Consider the following 12,020-nt stretch of genomic DNA (forward strand, 5'->3'; position numbering starts at 1 on the left):
CACACATGACCGACGACACCATCTGCCGCCGCCTGGTCGGCCGCACCGCCGTCATCACCGGGGCCGGGAGCGGCATCGGCCTCGCCACCGCCAGGCGGCTCGCCGCCGAGGGCGCGAACGTGGTGTGCGGCGACATCGACGAGAGCGCCGGAAAGGCCGCCGCCGAAGCGGTCGGCGGCACCTTCGTCAAGGTCGACGTCACCGACCAGGAGCAGGTCGAGGCGCTCTTCAAGACGGCCTTCGACACCTACGGAAGCGTCGACATCGCGTTCAACAACGCGGGCATCTCGCCGCCCGACGACGACTCCATCCTCACCACCGGGCTCGACGCCTGGCGCCGGGTCCAGGAGGTCAACCTCACCTCCGTCTACCTGTGCTGCAAGGCGGCGCTGCCCTACATGCAGCGCCAGGGCCGGGGCTCCATCATCAACACCGCCTCGTTCGTGGCCATCATGGGCGCCGCCACCTCGCAGATCTCGTACACCGCCTCCAAGGGCGGCGTGCTCGCCATGTCGCGCGAACTCGGCGTGCAGTTCGCCCGCGAGGGCATCCGGGTCAACGCGCTGTGCCCGGGGCCGGTCAACACCCCGCTGCTCCAGGAGCTGTTCGCCAAGGACCCGGAGCGCGCCGCGCGCCGCCTGGTGCACATCCCGGCGGGCCGGTTCGCGGAGGCCGACGAGATCGCCGCCGCGGTCGCCTTCCTCGCCAGCGACGACTCCTCCTTCATCAACGCCACCGACTTCCTGGTCGACGGCGGCATCTCCGGCGCGTACGTCACCCCTCTCTAAACCCGCCACCCCCGTTGTTCACCTCGGGGCCACCCACCCGGCAGCCGGGCGTCGCACGACGCCCGGCTGTGCTGTCTAACGTCCGCGATGATCTTCCCGACGACAGGAGTCCCCCAGCGTGTCCACGCCCCCCGCCGCCCGTCGGCTGCCGGTCCTCGCCGCGGCCCTCTCCATAGCCGCGGCCGGTCTCGTCGCCGCCCAGCCCGCCGAGGCACGGACGCCCCACTGCCCCCAACTGACCATCTCCAAGGGCTGGTACGGGGACAACAAGGCCCGGCTCCAGGACCTGATCGACAGCCACGGAACGTGTGGATCGGGCGCGGGCCACGGCAAGAAGCCGGTCGCCGTCTTCGACTGGGACAACACCGTCGTCAAGAACGACGTCGGCGACGCCACGATGTACTGGATGCTGCGCAACTCCAGGATCCAGCGCCCGGTGCGCGGCGACTGGCACACCACCAGCCGCTATCTGACCGACGACGCCGCCCGCTCGCTGGCCGCGGCCTGCCCGGCGGGACCGTCCAGGACGCTGCCCACCGCCACCGACACCGCGTGCGCCGACGAGATCCTCGCGGTCTACGGCGAGGGGAAGACCGGCAAGGGCGGCGCCGCGTTCGCCGGGTACGACCGCCGCACCATCGAGCCCTCATACGCCTGGCTCGCCCAGCTCCTGCACGGCTGGACCCCGGCCCAGGTCAAGTCCTTCGCGGCCGCGGCCCGCACCGAGAACCTGAACGCGCCCGCCGACGCCGTGCAGACCGTCGGCAGCAACACCAAGGCGACGGCCTGGGTGCGCTACTACGACCAGCAGCGCGACCTGATCCGTACGCTGAAGAAGGCGGGCTTCGACGTCTGGATCACCTCGGCCTCGCCCGAGCCGGTCGTCGACGTGTGGGCGCGCGGCGCGGGCGTCGACCCCGATCACGCCATCGGCATCCGCTCCACCACCGAGCACGGCCGCATCACCTCGCACCTGGCAGGCTGCGGCTCGGCCAAGGACGGCGACGACTCGGTGATCACCTACATCGACGGCAAGCGCTGCTGGATCAACCAGGAGATCTTCGGGGTGCGCGGCGCCGCGGCCGAGAAGGTGCAACCGGCCGCCAAGCGGCAGGTGTTCGCCGCCGGTGACTCCGACACCGACGTGTCCTTCCTGCGGGACGCGACGGGCCTGCGGCTGGTCCTGAACCGCAACAAGAACGAGCTGATGTGCCGGGCCTACGACGACAGCGACGGCCGCTGGATCGTGAACCCGATGTTCATCGAGCCGAAGGGCCAGAAGGCGGCCCCCTACCCCTGTGCGAGCACCGGCTACACCGACCACGACGGCACCCCGGCCCCCGTACGGCGGGCCGACGGCACCGTCGTCCCGGATCAGCGGGACACGGTGTACGGGGGCTGAACCCCCGCCCTAGGGTGTGTGCATGACCATGACGACGCCGCCCGGCTGGTACCCGGACCCGGGCGCGCCCGGCACCGAACGCTGGTGGGACGGCGTCGCCTGGACCGCCCACACCAGGGCGCCGGGCGGCCAGGTCATCGGACACCCGCAACCGGTCGCCGTGGTCGTCGCGCCGCCCGCGCGGCGGCGCGGCCCGCTGGTGGCGGTCGCCGTGCTCGTGGTGGCCGCGATCGTCGGCGCGGTCGCCTACCTGGGCCGCGGCGCAGACGGCCCGCCTGCGACGAGCACGGAATCTGCCGCTCCCGTGAACTCTCCCTCCCTGAAGGCGAGTTCAGCGCCGCCGCCCGACCCGCACACCCTCGTCGACCAGCTCAACGGCATCACGCTGCCGATCCCGGACGGCTGGGAGAAGACCGACGACTCGGTGACCGGCCTCGTCACGATGGCCACCAAGGACACCTACGACTGCCCCGGCGACTCCGGTTTCTGCCACCACGGCAAGGTCACCACGTCGACGGCCACCATGACCGACCTCAAGACCGCCGAGGCCATCGCCAAGAACGACATCGCCGACGCGGCCAACGCCGCCTACGACCACGACCCGGTCGGCGCCCGCCTCTACAACGGCATCACCTCGCACCGGGAGGTGAAGTCCGGCCCCGTGGTGGTCAACGGCCGCACCGGCTACCTGGTGCGCTGGGAGGTGAAGACGGGTGCGGGGCCCGGCGGTTGCGTCGAGTCCCTCGCCTTCCCCTCGACTGTCGGCAGCGAGGCGATGGTCATCGCGCGGTTCGCCTTCGACGCGGGCCCGGCCGGGCCGCCGCTCGCCCTCATGGACACCATCACGCGCGGCATCGCACCCATCGGCGGCGCCCTGAACGGCGGAGTCGGCAGCAGCCTGGCCCCGCCGTCCCGGTGAGCTACAGGAAGGTGCGGCCCTCGCCCCGGTACGTCGGCACGGTCGCCGTCACCCGGTCGCCCTCGACGAGGTGCAACTCGTCGAAGCGCTCGCACAGTTCACCCGCCTTCGCGTGGCGGAACCACACCTTGTCGCCGATCAGCAGATCGTCCGCGGGGGAGCCGAGCAGTGGCGTCTGCACCTCGCCCGCGCCCTCCTGCGGGTCGTAGCGCAGCCCCTCCGGCAGATACGGCACCGGCAGCCGGTCCGCGCCGGGCGCGCCCGAGGCCGGGTAGCCGCCGCCCAGCACCGTCACGACCCCCACACCCGGCCGGCGCACCACCGGCTGGGCGAACAGCGCCGCCGGACGCCCGCTGAACGACGTGTAGTTGTCGAAGAGCCGCGGCACGTACAGCCCCGACCCCGCGGCGATCTCGGTCACCGCCGCCTCGGCCGCCGTGTGCTGCACACTGCCCGTGCCGCCGCCGTTGACGAACTCCAGCTCCGGCACGACCGCCCGCACGGCCCGCACCACCTCGGCCCGCCGCGCCGCCAGCTCCTTGCGGGCCGTGGCCTGCATCAGGCGGATCGCGCGCGAGCGCACGGGGCGGCCCGCCACCGCGTCGCCGACCCCCGCCACATGTCCTTCGTACGCCATCAGCCCGACCAGCCGGAAGCCGGGGCGCCGGGCCACCGAGCGGGCCAGCTCGGCGAGTTGGGCCGGGGTGCGCAGTGGCGAGCGGCGGGCGCCCACGCGCACCCGGCCGCCGAACAGCTGGAGCGAGGTGTCGAGCTCCAGGCAGACCCGTACCTCCAGGCCGTCGTCCGCGCGCGCCCCGTCCACGAGGTCGAGCTGCGCCGGGTCGTCCACCATCACGGTCACCGCGCGGGCGAGCTTGGGATCCGAGGTCAGCTCGGCGAAGGAGGCCCGGTCCGCCGACGGGTAGGCCAGCAGGACGTCCTCGAAACCGGCGCGCGCCAGCCACACCGACTCGGCGAGCGTGAACGACATGAGCCCCGCGAACCCGGGCCGGGCGAGCACCCGCTCCAGCAGGGCCCGGCACCGCACCGACTTGCTGGCGACCCGGATCGGCTTCCCGGCCGCCCGGCGCACGAGGTCGTCCGCGTTGGCGTCGAACGCCTCCAGATCGACGATCGCGATGGGCGCGTCGAGATGAGCGGTCGCCCGGTCGTACCGGGCGCGGTCAGCGGCGCGGGGTGTCATGGCGGAAGCCTGCCAGAAGCGGTTACCACACGGTAGGGGAGAGCCGGTGCGGATGTGGAGGGCCGCCGCCCGGTCTGCGCCCGCACAGGATCAACCCGTAGAGTGACGCCCACGCGGTAGCGGGCTGAACGGAACGGCACGAGGGGCACGAGGGGGGCGGATGACCACCGACGCACGACCCCCGGGCACTCCCCAACTGCCGCCGCCCGCCCAGGAACCCGAGTCCGGCGAGAGCCCCGCGCCCGCGCCGCCGACCGCCGCCGAGGGGCCCGCGAGCCGGCTGCGCTCGGCGCTCGACCTCATCGACCCGGGCCCGGTCCTCCCGAACACCCCCATACCGCCCAGAGCTTCGCCCCAGCCGCCGCCGCCCGCGATACCCCCGCTGCCGGCCGCCCCGCCGAAGCCGCTGCTCCCCCCGGAACCGCTGTCCGACGAGCCCGGCCCGCTGCGTCCGGTGCCCGCGCGGCGACCCGGCGTCGTGGGCGCGGCCGCCGCGTGTGTGGTCCTGGGCGCCGGGCTCATCGGCGGGGCCGCCGCGGGCACCTGGCTGGACGACGGCCCCGGCGGGCCCGTCACCGGGAGCAACTACACCGCCGCCCGCGGTCTGTGGCACAGCGTGCCGGTCGACACCCTCTTCCCGCGCACCATCCGGGGCACCGGCGCGGGCCCCGGCGGCGCCGACCGTGAATGGACCCGCATCGGGGTCGCCCCGGACGGCGACTGCGCGGGCGCCCTCGACCCGCTCCTCCTCAAGGTCCTCGAACCCGTCGGCTGCGCCCGCATGGTGCGCGCCACCTACACGGACGCGACCGCCAGCAGCGTGACCACCGTCGGTCTGGTCTTCACGCAGGCCGAACCCGCCGCGATGACCGCCCTGGCGAACCGGTTCTCCAGCGAGAAGCTCGCCGACCGTCCCGACCTGCTGCCGCGCACCTACCCGGTCAAGGGCACCGAGGCCGCCGGGTTCGGCGACCCGCAGCGCGCGAGCTGGACGGTGCGGGTCCTCACCGACGCGCCCGTGGTCGTCACCGCGGTCTCCGGCTTCGCCGACGGCCGCCCGGTCACCGCCCCCCAGCCCGCCGAACGGGCCACGGCCGACGGGGCGAGCGGTCCGGTCGCCGAGGCGGGCCTGGGCCACGACGCCAAGGGCATCGCCGACAACGTCGAACGCGGCCTGCGCAAGAAGGCCGCCGCGAGCCCGGAGCCCGCCCCGTGAACCAGCCTCCCGTGACCGAGCCGCCCGTGACCACGCCGTCCGCGACCGCGCCGCGGCGCCGGCTGCGCAGCGCCGGGGCCCTCGCGACGGCCGCGGTCCTCACCCTGCTCCTGTCCGCCGCCCCGGCCCACGCCGACGGCATCCGCGACCGCCAGTGGGAGCTGGGCGCCATGCACACCCAGCAGGCGTGGCGTACGACCAAGGGCAAGGGCATCACGGTCGCCGTCCTGGACACCGGCGTCGACGGCAGCCACCCCGACCTGGCCGGGCAGGTGCTGCCCGGCGACGACCTCATCGGTTTCGGGGCCGGTCAGGGCAGCCGCGACTGGGCCCGGCACGGCACCGCCATGGCCGGCATCATCGCGGGCCACGGCCACGGGCCCGCAAACCAGTCCGGGGTGCTCGGCATCGCCCCCGAAGCCAAGATCCTGCCGGTCCGGGTCATCCTGGAATCCACCGACCCGGCCCGCAAACAGGCCCGCGAGACCAAGGGTGGCGCACTGGCCGCCGGCATCCGCTGGGCCGCCGACAACGGCGCCGACGTCATCAATCTCTCGCTCGGCGACGACAGCGCCTCCGCCCACCCCGAGCCCGCCGAGGACGCGGCCATCCAGTACGCGCTCGGCAAGGGCGCCGCCGTCGTGGCCTCCGCGGGCAACGGCGGCGACCAGGGCGACCACATCTCCTACCCGGCCGCCTACCCCGGCGTCATCGCGGTGGCCGCGGTCGACAAGAACGGCACCCACGCCTCCTTCTCGACCCGCCGCTGGTACGCGACCGTCAGCGCCCCCGGAGTGGACGTCGTCATAGCGGACCCGGACCGCAAGTACTACGAGGGCTGGGGCACCAGCGCCGCCTCCGCGTTCGTCTCCGGCGCCGTCGCCCTCATCCGGTCCGCGAACCCCGGCCTCACCCCGGCACAGATCAAGAAGGTCCTCGAAAGCACCGCGCGCGACGTCCCCGAGGGCGGCCGCGACGACGCCCGGGGCTACGGCATGATCGACCCGGCCGCCGCCCTCACCGCCGCCGCCGCGCTCAAGCCCGCCGGCCTGCGCTCGGAGTCCGCCGCGTACGGCAGTACGTACTTCGGCGGCGGCCCCGACGCCCCCGTCGCCTCCGACGACCCGGCGAACTGGCTGGCCCCCCTCGCGGCGGGCGGCGGTGTCCTGCTGCTCGCCACCGGCGTGGCGCTCTGGCGCTCCACCCGCGTCAGGACCCCGCCCGACTGGCGCTGAGCCCGCCGCCTCGCGGAGCCCGCGGCGGGACCGCGAAAGGGCCCGGATAGGCTCGTGACGTGGCGCTCAAGAACATTCCGGATTCCGGCTTCTCCGACGACGACGGCACGGCCGCCCCCGAACTGACCGAGGCGCTGGCCGCCTGGGCCGAGGACAGATCGGCCGAACCGCGCGTGCTCGCCGCACTGAGCACGGCCCGGCTGCTCGTCCCCGTGGTCGCGATGCTCGGCGAGAGCGAGATCGACGAGAACGGCCTCAAGCGCGAGAAGACCAGCGACATGGCCGTCCCCACCCTCAAGGCGGGCGACCGCACGGCGCTGCCCGCGTTCACCTCCATCGAGGCGCTCGCCCGGTGGGACCCGGCGGCCCGGCCGGTCGCCGTGCCGCTGCACCAGGCCCTCGCGGCCGCGGTGCACGAGAAGGCGGACACGGTCGTCATCGACCTCGCGGGCCCGGTCGCCTACGAGCTGAAGGGCGCGGCGCTGCTGGCCCTCGCGGAGGGACGCGCGAGCGCCGACCCGCTCGCGGACCCCTCGGTGGCCGAGGCGGTGCGCTCGGCGGTGGCCGCCGTTCCCTCGGTGCTGCGGGCCCATCTCGGCCCCGGCCGGGCCGACGGGACGCTCGCCCTGGTCCTCGCCGACGGGGTGGTGCCCGCCGACGCGGCCCGCGAGGTGGCCGAGCTGATCGCCGCGGACGAGACCCTGCGGGCCCGCCTCGTACGCGGCCTCGACCTCGCCGTGCTGCCGTCCGGGGCCCCACAGCCGAACGAGCCGCTCTTCACCCGCTGAGGCGAAGAGCGGCTCGGCCGTTCGGTCGGTGCGCGGGGGTCAGCCGTAGACGGCGCCCGTGTACTTCTCGCCCGGGCCCTGGCCCGGCTCGTCCGGCACGATCGACGCCTCGCGGAAGGCCAGCTGGAGCGACTTGAGGCCGTCGCGCAGCGGCGCGGCGTGGAAGGACGAGATCTCGGTGGCCCCGGCGTCGAGCAGTCCGGCCAGGGCGTGCACCAGCTTGCGGGCCTCGTCGAGGTCCTTGTGCTGCTCGCCCTCCTCGGTCAGCCCGAGCTTCACGGCGGCGGCGCTCATCAGGTTCACGGCGACCGTCACGATCACCTCGACGGCCGGGACCTCCGCGATGTCGCGGGCCATGGTGTCGAAGTCTGCGGGCTCAAGGGGGGGCGTCTCACTCATGCCCACACGATATGCGGTGTCCGCCGCTCCTCTTCCCGCGCCTTCGATTAGCCCCTCTGTCCGGATGCTGCTAACCTTGTGTAACGACCGGCCAGGCACGTGTGCCCGGCCCACAAGTGGAGGCTCCGATCTCCCACCCGGCCACCCTCAGGGGCGGCGGGTCATCCGGTCAGGTGGCCACCATCGTTCCGTACGGACGATGGAGCCGCCCGATGTGCGCCCCGCGGTAGACCGCGGCGGTGTTCCGGTTTTCTTGGAGCCCCGCCTGTGTCCGTCCGGGGCATTTTTTGTGCCTCGTGGCGGTTGGTCACGTCAACAGTGACGTACGCGGCTGTCTGCCAGACAGTCGTGTGGTGCTACCGAGGAGGATCCATCAGCGCCGAGCCCCGCATCAACGACCGGATTCGCGTTCCCGAGGTGCGACTTGTCGGCCCCAGCGGCGAGCAGGTCGGAATCGTTCCGCTTGCCAAGGCCCTGGAGCTCGCCCAGGAGTATGACCTCGACCTGGTCGAGGTCGCGGCGACCGCCCGTCCGCCCGTGTGCAAGCTCATGGACTACGGGAAGTTCAAGTACGAGTCGGCCATGAAGGCCCGTGAGGCGCGCAAGAACCAGGCGCACACGGTCATCAAGGAGATGAAGCTCCGGCCGAAGATCGACCCGCACGACTATGACACCAAGAAGGGTCACGTCGTCCGGTTCCTCAAGCAGGGCGACAAGGTCAAGATCACGATCATGTTCCGTGGTCGCGAGCAGTCCCGGCCGGAACTCGGCTACCGACTGCTCCAGCGCCTCGCTTCGGACGTGGAGGAGCTCGGCTTCGTCGAGTCCAGCCCGAAGCAGGACGGCCGAAACATGATCATGGTTCTCGGTCCGCACAAGAAGAAGACCGAGGCGATGGCCGAAGCCCGCGAGGCCCAGGCGGCCCGCAAGGCGGAGCGCCAGGGTCAGTCGGCTCAGACGGAGGAGTCCGCTCAGGACGAGACCGTCGCCGAGGCGCCCGCCGCCGAGGCCGCGCCGGCCGAGGAACCCGCCGAGGCCTGATTCCGGGACAGCCCGTTCCGGACATCAACCGACACATATGACGCTCCCGAGCGCCGGTCCCCGGACCGGCTGGGAGCGCCACTGACGAGGAGATAACGGCGCTATGCCGAAGAACAAGTCGCACAGCGGTGCCAGCAAGCGCTTCAAGATCACCGGCTCCGGCAAGGTGCTCCGTGAGCGCGCCGGCAAGCGCCACCTGCTCGAGCACAAGTCGTCCAAGCTGACGCGTCGCCTCACCGGCAACGCCGAGATGGCCCCGGGCGACGCCAAGAAGATCAAGAAGCTTCTCGGCAAGTGACGTTCCTCCGCCTCCGGTGACCGGAGGCGGGACGTCGAGACCGGGACCTATTCGATTTCGGGTCGTGTGAGTCCAACCACGGCCCCGCTACAAGGAGTTAACAAGTGGCACGCGTCAAGCGGGCAGTCAACGCCCACAAGAAGCGCCGGGCAATTCTCGAGGCGGCCTCCGGCTACCGCGGTCAGCGTTCGCGCCTGTACCGCAAGGCCAAGGAGCAGGTCACCCACTCGCTGGTCTACAACTACAACGACCGCAAGAAGCGCAAGGGCGACTTCCGTCAGCTGTGGATCCAGCGCATCAACGCCGCTGCCCGCCAGAACGGCATGACGTACAACCGCCTCATCCAGGGTCTGAAGGCCGCCAACATCGAGGTGGACCGCAAGATCCTGGCCGAGCTCGCGGTCAACGACGCCAACGCGTTCGCCGCGCTCGTCGAGGTGGCCCAGAAGGCCCTCCCGAGCGACGTCAACGCCCCGAAGGCCGCCGCCTGATCAGGCGCCCTTCCCTGGCATTGCCCGGACCCGCAGGCCTCCCGCCTGCGGGTCCGCTGCGTTCCCCCTCGCCGCTTCCCGGCCGCGACATCCGCACCCCGTACGAAATGAGAGCCGCCGACCCATGGGCACCCCCGAGCTGATCTCCCCGCGTTCCCCGCGCGTCGCCGCCGCCCGCCGGCTCGCCCGGCGCAACTTCCGGGGCAAGGAACGCCGGTTCATCGCCGAGGGGCCCCAGGCCGTGCGCGAGGCCGTCGAGCACCGCAGCGACGGCGAGCCCACCCTGATCGAGCTGTTCACCACCGTCGAGGCCGCCGAGCGCTACGCCGACATCGTGGCCGCGGCGCTCGACGCCGGAGCCCGCGTCCACTACGCCGACGAAGAGGTGCTCGCCGAGGTCTCGCAGACCGTCACGCCGCAGGGCCTGGTCGGGGTCTGCCGCTTCCTGGACTCCCCGTTCGAGGAGATCCTGCGGGCGAAGCCCCAGCTGGTCGCCGTGCTCGCGCACGTCCGCGACCCCGGGAACGCCGGCACCGTCCTGCGCTGCGCGGACGCCGCGGGCGCCGACGCGGTCGTCCTGACCGACGCCTCCGTCGACCTCTACAACCCCAAGTCGGTGCGGGCGTCGGTCGGTTCGCTCTTCCACCTGCCGGTCGCCGTGGGCGTCCCCGTCGAGCAAGCCGTCCAGGGCCTGCGGGACGCGGGCGTACGCATCCTGGCGGCCGACGGCGCGGGCGAGGACGACCTCGACGCGGAGCTCGACGCGGGCACCATGGGCGGCCCCACCGCGTGGATCTTCGGCAACGAGGCCTGGGGGCTGCCCGAGGAGACCCGCGCACTCGCGGACGCCGTGGTGCGCGTGCCCATCCACGGCAAGGCCGAGAGCCTCAACCTCGCCACCGCCGCGGCCGTGTGCCTCTACGCCTCCGCTCGTGCGCAGCGTGCTGCCGGAGGGTGCCGTTCCGTCACCTCGAACTAGTAGTGTTGCGGGCTCGGGGGCCCACTCAGCGCTTCGGAGAGGTGGGATACGGGGATGGCTGTCGGCATGAGCAGCATCGGCAACAGCACCGCGCTGTGTCCGTCCGGCCGTCCTGACGTCCTCGGCTTCGACCCCGACGACCTGCCCGACGGCATCGTGGTCGCCGACGACAAGGGACAGGTGATCTGCTTCAACGCCGCCGCCGTCAGGATCACGGCGGTCGCCAAGCACGAGGCACTCGGCCTTCCGCTGGAGCGGGCGCTGCCCCTGGAGGACCTCAAGGGCCGCCGCTGGTGGCAGCTCACCGACCCGTACGGCGGTCTCGCCATCCGGGTCGGCCAGCCCGAACGCAACCTGCTGCTGCCCGGCGGGCGCGAGGTGCTGGTCTCCGCGCGGTACGTGCGCGAGCGCCCGACCGGGCCGGTGCGCCGGGTCGTGGTCAGCCTGCGCTCCACCGAGGCCCGGCGGCGCACCGAGCGCTCGCACGCCGAGCTCATCGCCACCGTCGCCCACGAGCTGCGCTCGCCGCTGACCTCCGTGAAGGGCTTCACCGCGACGCTGCTCGCCAAGTGGGAGCGGTTCACCGACGACCAGAAGCGGCTCATGCTGGAGACCGTCGACGCCGACGCCAACCGCGTCACCCGGCTCATCGCCGAACTCCTCGACATCTCGCGCATCGACTCGGGCCGCCTCGAAGTGCGCCGCCAGCCCGTCGACATCCCGGCCGCCGTCGGCCGCCACCTCCAGGCCCACGTCGCCTCCGGGCAGTCCCCGGACCGCTTCCTGGTCCGCATCCAGCGTCCGCTGCCCGATCTGTGGGCGGATCCGGACAAGATCGACCAGGTGCTGGGCAACCTGCTGGAAAACGCGGTGCGCCACGGCGAGGGAACCGTCACCATCGAGGTGGCACCAGCGCCCGTCCGCATCGACGAGCACGACGAGAAGGGAACGGCGGTCACCGTGAGCGACGAAGGCCCCGGCATCCCCGAGGAGTCGATGGGCCGTGTCTTCACCCGCTTCTGGCGGGGGAGCAAGCGCGGCGGCACCGGGCTCGGCCTGTACATCGTCAAGGGCATCGTCGAGGCGCACGGCGGCACCATCACGGTCGGACGCGGCCCCGGCGGCGGCGCCCAGTTCCGATTTATCCTGCCCGTCGGCGCTCCGGCGTATCTCCAGTAGACCGCCCCCCGAGCCGCCCACGGGCGCAATCGCATTCCCCCACCCCGTTAGACTCGACCTTTGGCGCGTTTGTGTCCGCGC

General features: G+C 72.8%; 13 protein-coding genes. 11 read left to right on the forward strand and 2 right to left on the reverse strand.

Going from position 1 to position 12,020, the window contains the following annotated elements; translation table 11 throughout:
- Positions 1-5 precede the first annotated feature (5 nt).
- From AC07F3_RS23760 to AC07F3_RS23770, 3 genes are all read left to right on the forward strand, one after another.
- On the forward strand, positions 6-788 hold the full coding sequence (locus AC07F3_RS23760; protein ID WP_344375909.1) for a 3-oxoacyl-ACP reductase: 783 nt from the start codon (positions 6-8) through the stop codon (positions 786-788).
- A 118-nt stretch (positions 789-906) separates the two neighbouring features.
- Entirely contained in the window at positions 907-2,190 is a 1,284-nt protein-coding gene (locus AC07F3_RS23765) for a haloacid dehalogenase-like hydrolase (RefSeq protein WP_479116465.1), read from the forward strand.
- A 22-nt stretch (positions 2,191-2,212) separates the two neighbouring features.
- Positions 2,213-3,109 (forward strand): DUF2510 domain-containing protein, encoded by an 897-nt coding sequence (locus AC07F3_RS23770; RefSeq protein WP_479116466.1) that lies wholly within the window; start codon positions 2,213-2,215, stop codon positions 3,107-3,109.
- Position 3,110: 1 nt separating this feature from the next.
- On the opposite strand, the gene AC07F3_RS23775 is transcribed toward AC07F3_RS23770, so the two are convergent.
- Positions 3,111-4,313, reverse strand: coding sequence for an amino acid deaminase/aldolase (locus tag AC07F3_RS23775; RefSeq protein ID WP_479116467.1), 1,203 nt, complete (start codon positions 4,311-4,313; stop codon positions 3,111-3,113).
- 160 nt (positions 4,314-4,473) lie between these two features.
- Between AC07F3_RS23775 and AC07F3_RS23780 the strand changes: the two genes are divergently transcribed.
- The 3 genes from AC07F3_RS23780 to AC07F3_RS23790 all read left to right on the forward strand — a co-directional run bounded on the left by AC07F3_RS23780 (position 4,474) and on the right by AC07F3_RS23790 (position 7,552).
- Positions 4,474-5,529 (forward strand): hypothetical protein, encoded by a 1,056-nt coding sequence (locus AC07F3_RS23780; RefSeq protein WP_479116468.1) that lies wholly within the window; start codon positions 4,474-4,476, stop codon positions 5,527-5,529.
- 62 nt (positions 5,530-5,591) lie between these two features.
- Positions 5,592-6,764: a type VII secretion-associated serine protease mycosin gene (gene mycP / locus AC07F3_RS23785; RefSeq protein ID WP_479116652.1), complete on the forward strand. Its 1,173-nt coding sequence runs from the start codon at positions 5,592-5,594 to the stop codon at positions 6,762-6,764.
- 59 nt (positions 6,765-6,823) lie between these two features.
- Positions 6,824-7,552, forward strand: coding sequence for an SseB family protein (locus tag AC07F3_RS23790; RefSeq protein WP_479116469.1), 729 nt, complete (start codon positions 6,824-6,826; stop codon positions 7,550-7,552).
- Between the two features lie 39 nt (positions 7,553-7,591).
- Here the strand turns inward: AC07F3_RS23790 and AC07F3_RS23795 are convergent, their stop codons facing one another.
- Positions 7,592-7,951 (reverse strand): DUF1844 domain-containing protein, encoded by a 360-nt coding sequence (locus AC07F3_RS23795; RefSeq protein ID WP_479116470.1) that lies wholly within the window; start codon positions 7,949-7,951, stop codon positions 7,592-7,594.
- A gap of 348 nt (positions 7,952-8,299) precedes the next feature.
- Here AC07F3_RS23795 and infC point away from each other — a divergent pair, with 348 nt between their 5' ends.
- From infC to AC07F3_RS23820, 5 genes are all read left to right on the forward strand, one after another.
- Entirely contained in the window at positions 8,300-8,992 is a 693-nt protein-coding gene (infC, locus tag AC07F3_RS23800; protein WP_479116471.1) for a translation initiation factor IF-3, read from the forward strand.
- 103 nt (positions 8,993-9,095) lie between these two features.
- Complete coding sequence (rpmI, locus tag AC07F3_RS23805) at positions 9,096-9,290, forward strand: 50S ribosomal protein L35 (protein ID WP_030754426.1); 195 nt, start codon at positions 9,096-9,098, stop codon at positions 9,288-9,290.
- A gap of 104 nt (positions 9,291-9,394) precedes the next feature.
- Positions 9,395-9,781 (forward strand): 50S ribosomal protein L20, encoded by a 387-nt coding sequence (gene rplT / locus AC07F3_RS23810; protein ID WP_114037952.1) that lies wholly within the window; start codon positions 9,395-9,397, stop codon positions 9,779-9,781.
- 124 nt (positions 9,782-9,905) lie between these two features.
- A complete protein-coding gene (locus AC07F3_RS23815; protein ID WP_479116472.1) occupies positions 9,906-10,760 on the forward strand; it encodes a TrmH family RNA methyltransferase in 855 nt (284 codons plus the stop codon).
- 54 nt (positions 10,761-10,814) lie between these two features.
- The gene (locus AC07F3_RS23820) at positions 10,815-11,939 is read left to right on the forward strand and encodes a sensor histidine kinase (protein WP_479116473.1); all 1,125 of its coding nucleotides are present in this window, start codon (positions 10,815-10,817) and stop codon (positions 11,937-11,939) included.
- Positions 11,940-12,020 lie beyond the last annotated feature (81 nt).

Source organism: Streptomyces sp. NPDC045846 (assembly GCF_056431605.1).